Raw genomic sequence first — 13,029 nt, 5'->3', positions numbered from 1 at the left:
GGACCCGGGCGCGAAGCACAGTTCGCGCCCGGGTCCGTCGGCGTTCGGGGCCCGAACCGTGCTTCGCGCGGCGTGGGGGAGCGGTTGAGGTGAGGATGGGGGACGCACGACGTCACCCACCCGTGGAGGAAGCATGCCCACCCGTACCGCACGCACCGCCTGGAACGGCACCCTCGAGCAGGGCTCCGGCCAGGTCGAGCTGTCCAGCTCCAAGGTCGGTACCTACGACGTCTCCTTCCCCAAGCGCGCCGCCGACGACGCCGGGGGCACCACGAGCCCCGAGGAGCTCATCGCCGCCGCGCACTCCTCCTGCTACGCCATGCAGTTCTCGGCGTTGCTCGCCGAGGCCGGCGGCACCCCCGAGAGCCTCGAGGTCGTCGCCGACGTCTCCCTCGGGCCGGACCCGGCCGGCGGGTTCAAGCTCACCGGCATCACCCTGAAGGTGACCGGTGAGGTCAGCGGGATCGACGCCGACACCTTCGTCAAGACCGCCCAGGCGGCCAAGGAGACCTGCCCCGTGTCCAAGGCGCTGACCGGGGTGGAGATCACCCTCGAGGCGTCGCTGGACGCCTGAGCTCAGGGCGCGCAGCGCTCCAGCGGCACCAGCACGGCGCCGCTGGACGCGCGCAGCGTCGGCGTGCCGTCGGGGCGCTCACCCAGGCGCCAGGTCTCCCCGACCTCGCCGTACCCGTGGTCGTCGACGACCCGCAGCGTGCGGGCGTCGAGGACCTCCAGGACCTTGGGCGCGTCGGCGGGTTCGCCGGAGTCGGGGTCGAGCACCAGAAGGCTCCCGCCGGCCCGCACGACGTCGGTCACGCCCCACAGGCTGGCCCAGCGCCCGCAGAAGGCGTCCAGGTCCACGCCCGGGGTCACGCCCGCACGCACGGGAGACCAGCGCTGCGCGAACAGGTCGACGAGCTTCACCGCGCCCAGGGCGAACTCACCGGCGGGGCCGTCGGCGCAGTTCGTCAGGACGCTGACGGCCAGGCCGCTGCGCGGGTCCAGCAGGCTGCGGGTGGCGTGGCCGGGGAACCCGCCGCCGTGCCCGACGAGGTCCCGGCCGCCGACCTCGTCGCGGCCGAACCCCAGCCCGTAGGTCCCCGGCCCCGGCCCGGTGCTCCACTCCGCCCGCTGCGCGAGCCGCCGGGAGCGCGGGGACAGCAGCCCCTCCCGGCCCTCGGCGTGGGAGGTGAACCACGCCGTGAGGTCCTCGGCCGTGGAGCAGAAACCCGCCGCGGGTGCCATCGCCCCGGTCGCGGCGTGCGGCAGCGGCCGGCGCGGGCCGGCCGCCAGCGCGGAGTAGCCCGTGGCCAGCTCGCCGGCCGCGGGCAGGTCCGGTGTCGTGCGCGACAACCCCAGCGGGGCCAGGACCTCGCGCAGGTGGTCGGCGTAGCCGGTCCCGGTGACGGCCTCGACGACGAGGCCCAGCAGCGCGTACCCGACGTTGGAGTACTTGAAGCGGGAGGACCGGGGCAGCAGGGAACCCCCGGTGCGCACCGCGGCCCGCACCGCGGCCACGTCGGGGAACTCCCCGGCGAGCTGCCAGTGGTCGCCCGCGGTCCCGTCGCGGGTCACCCCCGCGGCGTGGCCCAGCAGTTCCCGCAGGCTCGCCCGCCCCAGTTCGGCGTCCTCCCCGGCCACCCAGGGCACGTGGGTGGCGAGGTCGTCGTCCAGGCGCAGCCGGCCCTGCTCGGCCAGGCGCAGCACGGCCGTCGCCGTGAAGGTCTTGGAGTGCGAGGCGACGCGGAACACGTGGCCGGTGGTCAGCGGCGCACCGCGCCCGAGGTCGGCGGACCCGTGGGCGCTGGAGTGCAGCAGTTCCCCGCCGAGGCGGACCGCGAACTGCACCCCCGGGACCTGCGACCGCTCGCAGCGGAAGGCGATCCAGCGGGCGGCGACGTCGGCGGCGGCGGTGACGGTCTCGGCGGTGAGCGCGGGCACGCCGGTCACCGTAGCCCGGCGGGCGGGCCGGGGCGGGCACGATGGCCTCGTGACCGCCACCCCGCACCTGCTCGTCGACCCCGGGCGGGTCGAGGCCAACCTCGCCCGCACCCACGCCGCGCTGTCCGGGCTGGCCGTCCGCCCGCACGCCAAGACCCACAAGTCCCTGGAGGTCGCCCGCCGCCAGCTCGCGGCCGGAGCGGTCGGGCTGAGCGTCGCGACGGTCTCGGAGGCCGAGGTGTTCGCGCAGGTCTGCGACGACCTGTTCATCGCCTACCCGGTGTTCCTGGACGCCGAGCGGACCGCGCGGGTGCGGGCGCTCGGTGAGCGCGCCCGCGTCAGCGTCGGGATCAGCGGGACCGAGGCGCTGCCGCAGCTGCCGGGCCTGCACGTGCTCGTCGAGGTCGACCCGGGGATGGGGCGCAGCGGCGCCCCCGCCGCCGACGCCGGCCGGATCGCGGCGGCGGCGCGGGACGCGGGGCTCGTCGTGGACGGCGTGTTCGCCTTCCCCGGGCACTCCTACAGCCCCGACGGCCGGGCGGCCGCGGCCGCCGACGAGGCGCGGGAACTGGCGCGAGCGGTGGAGTCGCTGGCGGCCGAGGGCGTCGCGGCCCGCGTCGTCAGCGGCGGGTCCACGCCGTCGCTGGGCTTCGCCGACCGGGACGTCCTGACGGAGTACCGGCCCGGGGTGTACGTCTTCGGCGACGCCCAGCAGTGGGAGCTGGGCACCACCGACCCCGCCGACATCGCCCTGACCGTCGTGGCGACGGTCGTGGCCCGCTTCCCCGGCCGGGTCGTCGCCGACGCGGGCAGCAAGGTCCTGGGCGCCGACCGGCCCGGGTACGCCAGCGGTTTCGGCCGGCTCCTGGACCACCCGGACGCGCGGGTCAGCGCGCTGTCGGAGCACCACGCGACCATCACGGGCTTCGACGCCCCGGTGGGCACGCGCGTGCGCCTGGTGCCCAACCACGTGTGCTCGGCCGTGAACCTGGCCGACGAGCTGCAGGTGGTGGGGTCTCAGCCCTGGCGGGTGGACGCCCGCGGCTGCAACGCCTGAACGCGCCGCCGCGCGACCTCGGCGTGCGGCCACTGCGCGACGCCCCGCGGCAGGACCGGGCGCGCCGCGCGCAGCAGCCCGCGGGTGAGGCCGGCGGCCGCGCGCCGGCCGGGGGACAGGGGCAGCCCGTAGGCCCCGGCGATCCGGGCGGGCAGGACGTCGGCCGTGATGCTGCGGGCCAGCGCCGCGACCCCCGGCAGGGGAGGGGAGGTGCGCTGGGTGAGGACGTCGCGGGCGACGGCGCGCGCGGCGTCGGTGACGACGAGGCCGCGCAGGGTGCGGGCGACGTAGTCGTCGAACTCCGCGACCGTCCCGGGCAGCACCTGGTCGGGGACGGCGAACAGCCGCGCGAAGGGTTTGGACTCCTGCCAGTGCCCTTCCCGCTCGGCCGGGGTCAGCCGGACCCCGGCGTACCGCTCGGCCACCCGGCGCGCCGTCCACACCAGCGTGGCGTGGACCCACAGCGCCAGGTCGGGGTCGTTCGCGCGGTACGGGGTGCCCGCCGGGGTCCCCGGCACCGCGCTGCGGGTCGTGCCGCGCACGGGGGCGTGGGCGCGCCCCACCTCCCGGGCCGCGGCGCGGGCCTGATCGGTGTCCCCGAAGGTCACGGTGAGGGCGGCCTGCAGGGTCCCGAGCAGGCGCCGCGCGGGCCCGGCGGCGTAGTCGCTGTGCACGGCCACGCCCTCGGCGACCAGCGGGTGCGCGACCTGCAGGAGGATCGCCGCCGGGCCGCCGAGGACGACGGCCCGTTCGGCGCTGACCCGCCGGAAGGGCCCGCCGGGGGCGATGACCCCCGGGTCCCCGGGGGTGCCGGGGCCGGGGGCGGGCGGGAACACCGCGCTCAGCGGCAGCCGGGGCAGGGGACGGGGCACCCCCCGATCGTGCCCCACCCCGCGGGCCGGTGCGTCAGGCGGCGGTGTGGGCGGCGCGGACGGCCTCGGCCAGGGTGGTGGCGGGGCGGCCGATGAGCTGCTCCAGGTCGCGCGAGTCGGTGAACAGGTCCCCGCGGGCGATCGAGGCGTCGAGGGCGGCGACGAAACCGGCCGTGCCGGCGTCCAGGCCGAACCCGGTCAGCGCCTGCTCGTACTCCTCGCCGGGGAGGTCGCGGGAGACGACGGTCGTGCCGGTGACGTCGGTGATCGTGGCGGCGAGCTCGGTGAAGTCGAAGGTGGTCCCGGCCAGCTCGTGGGTGCGGCTGGTGGTGTCCTCGCCGACCAGGGCGGCCGCGGCGGCGGCGGCGTAGTCGGCGCGGGTGGCGGCCGAGACCTTCCCGCCGTGGGTGGCGCCGAGGACCTGGCCGGAGCCGAGGTACTCGCCGAGCCGTTCGGTGTAGTTCTCGAGGTACCAGCTGTTGCGCAGGACGACGTGCTGCAGGCCGGAGGCGGCGAGGACCTCCTCGGTGGCCTTGTGCTCGGGGGCCAGCGGGCTCTGCGTGGTGTCGGCGCGCAGCAGGGACGTGTAGACGATCCGCTGCACCCCGGCGGCCTTCGCGGCCTCGACGACGTTGGTGTGCTGGGCGACGCGCTGCCCGACCTCGCTGCCGGAGACGAGCAGCAGCCGGTCGACGCCCGCGAGCGCGGCGGGCAGGGAGGCGGGGTCGGAGTAGTCGCCGGGGCGGACGACGACGCCGCGGTCGGCGAGGTCGGCGACCTTGGCGGGGGTGCGGACGACGGCGACGACGTCGGCGGCGGGCACGCCGCGCTCGAGCAGGGCCTCGACGGCGAGGCGTCCGAGGTGGCCGCTGGCGGCGGTGACGGCGTACGTGGTCATGGTTCCTCCTGGGTGGGTGCTGCGCGATCGATGGCACTAACCATTCCACAGTGCCATGTGTTCCCGCGGTACCCTTGACCGCATGGAGAACGCCTCGCCGCCGCAGGACCTCGTCGCGGACGTCTTCGCCCGCGACTGCACCTCCCGGGCCGCGTTCGAGGACGTCACCGCCAAGTGGGCCTCGCTCGTCCTGCTCGCCCTGGGGGAGGGGTCCTTCCGCTTCAACGCGTTGCGGCGCAAGGTCGAGGGCGTCAGCGAGAAGATGCTGTCGCAGACGCTGCAGGCCCTGGAGCGGGACGGGATGCTCACCCGCGAGGTCGTCACCGCCATCCCGCCGCGGGTGGAGTACGAGCTCACCGAGCTCGGGGCGCAGGTCTCCGGCAAGCTCCAGGGGCTCGCGGAGCTGCTGGAGGCGTCCGCGGGCCAGGTCGGGCTCGCGCGGGAGCGGTACGCCCAGCGCGCGTGACCACCGGAGTGCTCGGTCACGGGAGTGCTCGATCACGGGAGTGCTCGATCACGGGGGGGCGGGGGACGACGAAGGCGCCGGCCCCCGCGGGGACCGGCGCCTCCTCCAGCGCTGAGCTCGATCAGGCGCGGACGTCGCGCTCGTTCGGCACGGCGTGGGTCATGACCAGACCGGACACGTCGCGCGGGCCGTTCTTGCCGAGGTTGGCCGCGCGGGCCAGCTCCTCCTCGGTCAGCGTCTGCGTCTGCAGCGGCTCCAGGTGGCGGACGTCGTCGGCGGTGATGCCCAGGCCCTCGCCCACGCGCTGGCCGTACTCGTCGTCGGCCATGAACATGTGCCAGACCATCCGCTCCTGGATGGGGCGGATGCACTGCGACAGCGCGTCGACGAAGTTCGCGACGAGCTCGTCCTTCTCCCAGTCCAGGGAGAGCTGGAAGCGCTCCCCGGCCTGCTGGTAGTCGTTCGTGACCGGGATGCGCTTGCGGGTCAGGCGGCCGGAGATCACCGGGCCCTGCTCGTCGTGCGTGGGGGCGGTGGCCTCGCGCAGACCGCCGATGATCGACGGCTCGTAGTTCACCGTCGGGTTCTCCCCGCGGCCGTCGACGTGGTACGCCATCGCCCCGTCGCGCTGGTTGGTGCGCACGGTCGCGCCCTTGGCCTGGTTCACCGGCAGCTGCAGGTAGTTCGGGCCGACGCGGTAGCGCTGGGTGTCGGAGTAGGAGAACGTCCGGCCGACGAGCATCTTGTCGTCGGAGAAGTCCAGGCCGTCGACCAGGACGCCGGTGCCGAACGCGATCTGCTCGGACTCGGTGAAGAAGTCCACCGGCTTGCGGTTCAGGACCATCTTCCCGATCGGGGTGAGCGGGAAGAGGTTCTCGGGCCACACCTTGGTGTCGTCCAGCGGGTCGAAGTCGAGCTCGGGGTGCTCCTCGTCGCTCATGGTCTGGACGAGCAGTTCCCACTCGGGGTGGTCGCCGGCGTCGATCGCGGCGTACAGGTCGCGGGTGTGCGGGCCGAGGTCCTGCGCCTGCACGGCCGCGGCGTCGGCCGACGTCCAGCTCTTGACGCCCTGCTTGGGGTGCCAGTGGTACTTGACCAGCAGCGTCTCGCCCTCGGAGTTCACCCACTTGTAGGTGTTGACGCCGAAGCCCTGCTGCGTGCGGTAGCTGGCCGGGATGCCGCGGGGGGAGAACACCAGGGTGAACATGTGCAGCGACTCGGGCGTCTGGCTGGCGAAGTCGAAGACGCGGTTCGGCACCTGGCGGTCGAAGGTGACCGGGTCGGGCTTCTGCGAGTGGATGAAGTCGGGGAACTTGATCGCGTCGCGGATGAAGAAGACGCCCAGGTTGTTGCCGACGAGGTCCCAGTTGCCGTCCTCGGTGTAGAACTTCACCGCGAAGCCGCGCGGGTCGCGCAGCGCCTCGGAGGAGTCGCGGCCACCGGCCACGGTCGAGAAGCGGATGGCCAGGTCGGTGCGCTTGCCCTTCTCCTGGAACAGCTTCGCGCGGGTCTTGCTCGCGATCGGCTCGTCGCCGAAGGTGCCGTAGGCCTCGAAGTAGCCGAAGGCCGTGGTGCCGCGGGCGTGCACGACCCGCTCGGGGATGCGCTCGCGGTCGAAGTGGCTGATCTTCTCGAGGAACTGGTAGTTCTCCAGCGTGGCGGGGCCGCGGGCCCCGATGGTGCGCTGGTTCTGGTTGTCGTACACCGGGTGGCCCTGACGGTTGGTCAGGACCGGGCGGTCGTCCCCGGGGGCCGAGGGCTGGCTCGCGACGTCGGTCATCGCACTTCCTCTCGATCTGGTGGTGCTGGTCAGGCGATGGACTTCGGGGTGCGGCACTCGGGGCAGCGGCCCCAGAACACCACTTCGGCCTCCTCGACCGCGAAACCCGCGGCGTCGGAGGGCGACAGGCAGGGGGCGTGGCCCACGGTGCAGTCCACGTCGACGGTGCGACCGCAGTCGCGGCACACCAGGTGGTGGTGGTTGTCGCCCACGCGCGCCTCGTACCGCGCGGGGTGACCGGCCGGTTCGACGCTGCGGGCGAGCCCGGCGCCGCTGAGCGCCTCGAGGCAGTCGTAGACGGCCTGGGTCGAGACGGTCGGCAGGACGGTCCGGGCGCGGTCGGCGATCTGGGCGACCGCCAGGTGCTCGGAGGTGGTGCGGGCGGCCTCCAGGACGTCGAGCACGACCACGCGGGGCTGCGTGGCGCGCAGCCCCTTCGCGCGCAGGAGGTCGGCACTGGTCACGGCACGACCCAACCAGGCCAGTCTGGAACGAGTCAAGAAAGGGTGGCCTCACTACGGGCGGCGCCAGGCCTCCCCGGTCAGGTGCGAACCGGCCATCGGGCCCATCTGCAGCATCCCGCCGTCGACCGCGTACGACGACCCCGTCACGTACGAGGCCTCCGCCGAGCACAGGAACCCCACGAGCGCCGCGACCTCCCGCGCGTCCCCCGGACGGCCCAGCGGCACCCCCGGGCGGTGCTCGGTGTGCGGGTCGGTGTCCTCCTGCCCCGTCATGGGCGTCGCGATCTCGCCGGGGGCCACCGCGTTGACGGTGATGCCGTGCTCGGCCAGCTCGATCGCCGCCGTGCGGGTCAGCAGCCCCAGCCCGCCCTTGGCCGCGCAGTACGGCGCCGCCCCCACCCGCGGCTGGTGCTCGTGGACGCTGGTGACGTTCACGACGCGGCCCCCGCGCCCGGCCGCGACCATCCGCCGGGCCGCGCGCTGCAGGAAGAGGAACGCCGCGTCGAGGTCGACCGACAGCACCTCCCGCCAGTCCTCGAAGGACAGGTCCAGCAGCAGCGTCGAGGTGCCCGTGCCCGCGTCGTTGACCAGCACCTCCACCCCGCCGAGCTCCTCGGCCAGGGAGTCCACGACGTCGGCCGCGCCGGGCAGGTCGCGCAGGTCGGCGTGCCGCAGCGCCGCGCGCCGCCCCAGCGCCCGCACCTCGCGCACCGTCGCCTCCCCGGCGGCCTCGTCGCGGAACCAGGTGAGGCCGACGTCGTGGCCGCGGCGGGCCAGCTCGACGGCCACGGCCCGCCCGATGCCGGACTCGGCGCCGGTGACCAGGGCCGGGCCGGGGCGGCCGGTGGGGGAGGGGGAGCGCAGGTCGCGGAACGGGGTGCTGGTCGTGGTCTCGGTCATGCCCTGCCCGTACCCTCTCCGGCGCCCGCCACGCGCAGCGGTCCGGGTCCGGCTGCGCGAAGATCGTGCTGATGTCCGACAGGAAACGCCGCCCCGAGCCCCGGCCGCCGCGCGTCCCGCACCGGTGGCGCGCGCGCTGGGACGCCTCCGCCGACCGCCGCGGCGGCCGGTTCCTGCGCCGCCACCTCCTGCCCTGGCTCGCCGTCCTCGTGGTCGGCGGGCTCGGCGCCGCCGCCGGGTTCGCCCTGGCCCCCGGGTCCACCACCTACGTCGGCCCCCTGCAGACCGAGGTCCGCGTCCGGCCCAGCCTGGACCCGGGCGTGCAGGTCGACCTGCCGCCCGTGGGCGAGGTCCGCTTCGACACCCACCGCGCGCCGGTCCTCGTCAGCGCCAGCATCCGCAGCGTCGACCTCGACGCCGCGGCCCGCCTCGTGCGCTCCCCCCAGCAGCTGCTGGCCCTGGAGCTGACCGCCGCCGACACCGTCCGCGCCGCCGCGGTGCGCGCCGCCGCGTACAGCCTCGGCTGCGGGTTCGCCGGGGCGCTGCTGGCCGCCTCCGTCGTCTTCCGCGGCCGCCGCCGCACCCTGCAGACCGGGGCCGCGCTGCTCGTCGTCGTCGTCGCGACCGGTGGCGGCGCCTACGCCACGTTCGACCCCGCCGCGCTGCGCCAGCCCCGGTTCACCGGCCTGCTGTCCCGCGCCCCCTACCTGGTCTCCAGCACCCAGAACGCCCTCGAGCGGCTGGAGAGCTACCGCAGCGGCCTGTCCGACATCGTCCGCAGCGTCTCTACGCTCTACGCCGCCGCGGCGAACCTGCCCGTCCTGGGCGACGCCCGGGCCGGCACCAGCGGCCTGGGGGAGGACGTCACCACCGTCCTGCACATCTCGGACCTGCACCTGAACCCGCTCGGCTACGACCTCACGGCCAACCTCGTCAAGCAGTTCGGCGTCCAGGCCGTCGTCGACACCGGCGACACCACGACGTGGGGCACCGCCGTCGAGTCCAGCTTCCTGGCCCGCATCCGCGACCTCGGCGTCCCCTACGTCTGGGTGCGCGGCAACCACGACTCCACCGACACCCAGGCCCAGGTGGCCGCCGAGGGCGCGACCGTCCTGGACGCCGGGGCCACCACCGAGGTCGCGGGCCTCGTGCTCGCCGGCCAGGGCGACCCCGTCTTCACCCCCGACGGGGAGGGCAAGGTCGCCACCGGGACCGCCGAGCAGGTCCAGGAGCAGGCCAACGACGTCCTCGCCGACGGCATCGCCGCGTGGGACCGGGCCCACCCCGACCGGACCGTCGACGCCGCCCTCGTCCACGACCCCAGCGGGCTGCAGCCCCTGCTGGGGCGCGTCCCGCTCGTGCTGGCCGGTCACCTGCACAAGCGCTCGGTGACGCTGGACGCCTCCGGCACTCGGGTCATGGTCGAGGGGACGACCGGGGGAGCGGGCATCACCGCCGCCGGCCTGACCCGGCTCGCCGACGGCGACCCGCTGCCCCTGTCGGCCACGCTGCTGTACTTCGGCCGCTCCGGCGACGACGCCGGCCGGCTGCTGGCCTACGACGAGGTCACCGTCGGCGGCCTGGGGCTGGCCGAGGTGAACCTGCAGCGCACCGTCCTGACCGACGAGGACCGCCCCCCGCTCGTGGTGCCCAGCGGGTCCCCCACGAGCGGCGCGACGGGCTCGGCGACGGGCTCGGTGACGGGGTCGGCGACGGGCACGGCGACGGGCGGTTGAGGGCTCCGCACGGGTGGTAGTCGCCCAAGTGCCGTCCGGGGGGCCCCGCCCCGGCGTACGGTGGTGCCACCATGACGCACTCGCTCGATCCGGACCCCGCTCTCGACCCGGACGCCTCCCCGGGTCGGCGCGTCCTGCCCGGGGCCCGCTCCGCCGCCCCCGCCGCGCCCCTGGCCGACACCGACCTGGCCGAGGAGATCGAGCTCTACACCGACGTCGTCGTGGCCGCCTCGGAGAGTGACGGCCCGCTGCCCGAAGGTGAGCTCGACCGCGTCCTGGGTGTCGACGGCGACTGATCGGCCGCACCGGCCGCCGGGCGCGTCCGGTCCCGGGACCCCGACCGCCTAGAGTCGACGCCCGGGCCCCTGCACCGGCCCGAGGACCGAGCCGTGGAGCATGCCGTGCGTTTCCGACTGACCCCCCACGACACCTCCTTCTTCGACCTGTTCAGCGCGATGGGGCAGGTCCTGCTCGAGGGGACCGTCCTGCTGACCGAGGCCATCGGCAGCGAGCCGCCCCGCCGCGCGGCGATCGGCCTGGCCATGGAGGACGTCGAGCACCGCGGCGACGAGACCGGCCGCGAGCTGCTGCGCAAGCTCGACACCACCTTCGTGACGCCCTTCGACCGCGAGGACGTCCACGAGCTGACCTCCCGCCTCGACGACTGCCTCGACCTCATGCAGGCCACCGTCGACCTCGTCGTCCTCGTCGAGACCGGCCCCCTGCCCCCGGCCGTCGGCGAGATCGTGCAGGTCCTGTCCCGGCAGGCCGAGCTGACGGCCGAGGCCATGCCCCGGCTGCGGTCGGTGACGACCCTGACCGACTACTGCTCCGAGGTCGGCCGCCTGGAGAACCAGGCCGACCAGCTGCACCGCCGGGTGCTGGCCGACCTCCTCGCCGGCGGCCGCGACGTCTTCGAGGCCTGGCGGGTCAAGGAGGTCGTCGACCGGCTCGACGGCGTCGCCGACGCCTTCGAGCGCGTCGCCCACACCGTGCGGACCCTCGCGGTCAAGGAGTCCTGAGCCGGGTGGACCTCGCCCTCGTCCTCGTGGTCGTCGTCGTGGCCCTGGCCTTCGACTTCACCAACGGGTTCCACGACGCGGCCAACGCCATCGCGACGTCGGTCTCGACGCGCGCCCTGACGCCCCGCGTCGCGCTGACCATGGCGGCGCTGCTGAACCTCGCCGGCGCCTTCCTGGGCACCGGCGTCGCGGCCTTCATCGCCTTCGACGTCGCCGACGTCGGCACGGGCCCCCTCGCCGGCACGGTCGTCCTGGCCGCCCTCGTGGCCGCCATCGGCTGGAACCTGTGCACCTGGCGGCTCGGCCTGCCCTCCTCCAGCACCGGGGCCCTCATCGGCGGGCTGTGCGGAGCGGCCTTCACCGCCGGGGCCGCGATGCACTGGGACGCCGTCCTCGTCTTCGTCCTCGTCCCCATGGTGCTGTCCCCGCTGCTGGGGTTCGGGCTCGGCTACCTGGCCGTCCTCGCCGTCCACCGGGTCGCCCGCGACGCCGACCGCCGCCCCCTCCAGCGCCGCCTGCGGATGCTGCAGACCGTCTCGGCCGCCGCCATGGCGCTGGGCCACGGCCTCCAGGACGCCCAGAAGACCATGGGCGTCATCGTCCTGGTCCTGGTGGCCGGCGGGTTCCACACCGGCCGGGGCATCCCCTGGTGGGTCACGGTGCTCGCCGCGCTCGCGATGGGCGCGGGCACCTACTGCGGGGGCTGGCGGATCATCCGGACCCTCGGCCGCCGGGTCGCCCAGCTCGACCCGGCCCGCGGCTTCGCGGCCGAGACGGTCTCCTCCGCGGTCCTGTACGTGGCGGCGCTGGTGCTCAACGCGCCCGTGTCCACCACCCAGGTGGTCTCCTCGGCGGTCATCGGGGCCGCGGCCACCCGGCGCCGCTCCGCCGTCCGCTGGCGCGTGGTCCGCACGGTGGTCGCGGCCTGGGTGCTCACCCCGGTCGCGGCCGCCGCGCTGGGGGCCGCGGGGTACCTGCTGCTGTCCCTGGCCGTCCCGGGGGTGTGAGGCCCACCCCCGGCCGGGACCGGTCGGGGCCGGCGGGGGGACGACGAAGGGGAGCCCCCTCCCCGGGCGGGAGGGGGCTCCCCGGAGCCGGTGCGGGGCGCGGCTCAGCCGAAGCGGCCCGAGATGTAGTCCTCGGTGGCCTTCTGCGACGGGTTGCTGAAGATCGTCGAGGTGTCGTCGATCTCGACCAGGTGGCCGGGCTTGCCGACGCCGGCCAGGTTGAAGAACCCGGTCTTGTCCGACACGCGCGCGGCCTGCTGCATGTTGTGCGTCACGATGACGATCGTGTAGTCGCTCTTGAGCTCGCCGATGAGGTCCTCGATGGCGAGCGTGGAGATCGGGTCCAGCGCCGAGCACGGCTCGTCCATCAGCAGGACCGAGGGGCGGATCGCGATGGCGCGGGCGATGCACAGGCGCTGCTGCTGCCCACCGGACAGGCCCAGGCCCGGCTTGTCGAGGCGGTCCTTGACCTCGTTCCACAGGTTCGCCCCGCGCAGCGAGCTCTCCACGAGGTCGTCGAGGTCGCTCTTGCGCATGCGCTTGGCGTTCAGCCGCACCCCGGCCGCGACGTTCTCGTAGATCGACATCGTCGGGAACGGGTTCGGGCGCTGGAACACCATGCCGATGTGCTGGCGCACCGACACCGGGTCGACGTCCTTGTCGTAGAGGTCCTGGCCGTCCATGACGACCTTGCCCTCGACGCGGGCGCCGGGGATGACCTCGTGCATGCGGTTGAGCGTGCGCAGGAACGTCGACTTGCCGCAGCCGGACGGGCCGATGAGCGCGGTGACGGCCCGCGGCTCGATCGTCACGTTGACGTCCGCCACCGCGAGGAAGTCCCCGTAGTAGATGTTCAGATCGCTCACGTCGATCATCTTGGCCATGA

At 74.8% G+C, this 13,029-nt stretch carries 14 protein-coding genes; 7 read left to right on the top strand and 7 right to left on the bottom strand.

Annotated features, from left to right (window positions below):
* Positions 1-133: 133 nt before the first annotated feature.
* Positions 134-574, top strand: a complete 441-nt coding sequence (locus BJ968_RS06350; RefSeq protein WP_179750207.1) for an OsmC family peroxiredoxin — start codon at positions 134-136, stop codon at positions 572-574.
* A gap of 2 nt (positions 575-576) precedes the next feature.
* On the opposite strand, the gene BJ968_RS06345 is transcribed toward BJ968_RS06350, so the two are convergent.
* Positions 577-1,941: a serine hydrolase gene (locus tag BJ968_RS06345; RefSeq protein ID WP_179750205.1), complete on the bottom strand. Its 1,365-nt coding sequence runs from the start codon at positions 1,939-1,941 to the stop codon at positions 577-579.
* Between the two features lie 49 nt (positions 1,942-1,990).
* Between BJ968_RS06345 and BJ968_RS06340 the strand changes: the two genes are divergently transcribed.
* Positions 1,991-2,998, top strand: coding sequence for an alanine racemase (locus BJ968_RS06340; protein ID WP_179750203.1), 1,008 nt, complete (start codon positions 1,991-1,993; stop codon positions 2,996-2,998).
* On the opposite strand, the gene BJ968_RS06335 is transcribed toward BJ968_RS06340, so the two are convergent.
* Positions 2,959-3,870: an oxygenase MpaB family protein gene (locus BJ968_RS06335; protein ID WP_179750201.1), complete on the bottom strand. Its 912-nt coding sequence runs from the start codon at positions 3,868-3,870 to the stop codon at positions 2,959-2,961. The genes BJ968_RS06340 and BJ968_RS06335 overlap by 40 nt on opposite strands.
* A gap of 34 nt (positions 3,871-3,904) precedes the next feature.
* Positions 3,905-4,768, bottom strand: a complete 864-nt coding sequence (locus tag BJ968_RS06330) for an NAD(P)H-binding protein (protein WP_179750199.1) — start codon at positions 4,766-4,768, stop codon at positions 3,905-3,907.
* Positions 4,769-4,850: 82 nt separating this feature from the next.
* Between BJ968_RS06330 and BJ968_RS06325 the strand changes: the two genes are divergently transcribed.
* Positions 4,851-5,234 carry a winged helix-turn-helix transcriptional regulator gene (locus BJ968_RS06325; RefSeq protein ID WP_179750197.1) on the top strand — a complete coding sequence of 128 codons (384 nt, stop codon included), beginning with the start codon at positions 4,851-4,853 and terminating at the stop codon, positions 5,232-5,234.
* 121 nt (positions 5,235-5,355) lie between these two features.
* On the opposite strand, the gene BJ968_RS06320 is transcribed toward BJ968_RS06325, so the two are convergent.
* Genes BJ968_RS06320 through BJ968_RS06310 form a run of 3 tightly spaced genes read right to left on the bottom strand, consistent with a single transcriptional unit; the run spans position 5,356 to position 8,378 of the window.
* Positions 5,356-7,014, bottom strand: coding sequence for a catalase (locus BJ968_RS06320; protein WP_179750195.1), 1,659 nt, complete (start codon positions 7,012-7,014; stop codon positions 5,356-5,358).
* 29 nt (positions 7,015-7,043) lie between these two features.
* Complete coding sequence (locus BJ968_RS06315) at positions 7,044-7,478, bottom strand: transcriptional repressor (RefSeq protein ID WP_179750193.1); 435 nt, start codon at positions 7,476-7,478, stop codon at positions 7,044-7,046.
* A gap of 51 nt (positions 7,479-7,529) precedes the next feature.
* Positions 7,530-8,378, bottom strand: a complete 849-nt coding sequence (locus BJ968_RS06310; RefSeq protein ID WP_179750191.1) for an SDR family oxidoreductase — start codon at positions 8,376-8,378, stop codon at positions 7,530-7,532.
* Between the two features lie 71 nt (positions 8,379-8,449).
* Between BJ968_RS06310 and BJ968_RS06305 the strand changes: the two genes are divergently transcribed.
* From BJ968_RS06305 to BJ968_RS06290, 4 genes are all read left to right on the top strand, one after another.
* Entirely contained in the window at positions 8,450-10,114 is a 1,665-nt protein-coding gene (locus tag BJ968_RS06305; RefSeq protein WP_179750174.1) for a metallophosphoesterase family protein, read from the top strand.
* A 71-nt stretch (positions 10,115-10,185) separates the two neighbouring features.
* Positions 10,186-10,410 carry a hypothetical protein gene (locus BJ968_RS06300; RefSeq protein ID WP_179748100.1) on the top strand — a complete coding sequence of 75 codons (225 nt, stop codon included), beginning with the start codon at positions 10,186-10,188 and terminating at the stop codon, positions 10,408-10,410.
* Between the two features lie 105 nt (positions 10,411-10,515).
* Entirely contained in the window at positions 10,516-11,136 is a 621-nt protein-coding gene (locus BJ968_RS06295) for a DUF47 family protein (protein ID WP_179750172.1), read from the top strand.
* A 5-nt stretch (positions 11,137-11,141) separates the two neighbouring features.
* On the top strand, positions 11,142-12,143 hold the full coding sequence (locus BJ968_RS06290) for an inorganic phosphate transporter (RefSeq protein ID WP_179750170.1): 1,002 nt from the start codon (positions 11,142-11,144) through the stop codon (positions 12,141-12,143).
* 104 nt (positions 12,144-12,247) lie between these two features.
* Here BJ968_RS06290 and pstB read toward each other — a convergent pair whose 3' ends face one another.
* Positions 12,248-13,027: a phosphate ABC transporter ATP-binding protein PstB gene (gene pstB / locus BJ968_RS06285; RefSeq protein ID WP_179750167.1), complete on the bottom strand. Its 780-nt coding sequence runs from the start codon at positions 13,025-13,027 to the stop codon at positions 12,248-12,250.
* Between the last annotated feature and the right edge of the window lie 2 nt (positions 13,028-13,029).

Origin of the sequence: Kineococcus aurantiacus, from assembly GCF_013409345.1 — a bacterium.
GTDB classification, from domain to species: domain Bacteria; phylum Actinomycetota; class Actinomycetes; order Actinomycetales; family Kineococcaceae; genus Kineococcus; species Kineococcus aurantiacus.
Note: the sequence above shows the minus strand (reverse complement) of the source record. Positions and strands in the feature narration are given on the sequence as shown.

What these genes read in the sequence shown, in the direction of transcription:
- BJ968_RS06350 (WP_179750207.1), top strand. Translation starts at nt 134, where the DNA reads ATGCCCACCCGTACCGCACGCACCGCCTGGAACGGCACCCTCGAGCAG.
- BJ968_RS06330 (WP_179750199.1), bottom strand. Translation starts at nt 4,768, where the DNA reads ATGACCACGTACGCCGTCACCGCCGCCAGCGGCCACCTCGGACGCCTC.
- BJ968_RS06325 (WP_179750197.1), top strand. Translation starts at nt 4,851, where the DNA reads ATGGAGAACGCCTCGCCGCCGCAGGACCTCGTCGCGGACGTCTTCGCC.
- BJ968_RS06320 (WP_179750195.1), bottom strand. Translation starts at nt 7,014, where the DNA reads ATGACCGACGTCGCGAGCCAGCCCTCGGCCCCCGGGGACGACCGCCCG.
- BJ968_RS06310 (WP_179750191.1), bottom strand. Translation starts at nt 8,378, where the DNA reads ATGACCGAGACCACGACCAGCACCCCGTTCCGCGACCTGCGCTCCCCC.
- BJ968_RS06305 (WP_179750174.1), top strand. Translation starts at nt 8,450, where the DNA reads ATGTCCGACAGGAAACGCCGCCCCGAGCCCCGGCCGCCGCGCGTCCCG.
- BJ968_RS06300 (WP_179748100.1), top strand. Translation starts at nt 10,186, where the DNA reads ATGACGCACTCGCTCGATCCGGACCCCGCTCTCGACCCGGACGCCTCC.
- pstB (WP_179750167.1), bottom strand. Translation starts at nt 13,027, where the DNA reads ATGGCCAAGATGATCGACGTGAGCGATCTGAACATCTACTACGGGGAC.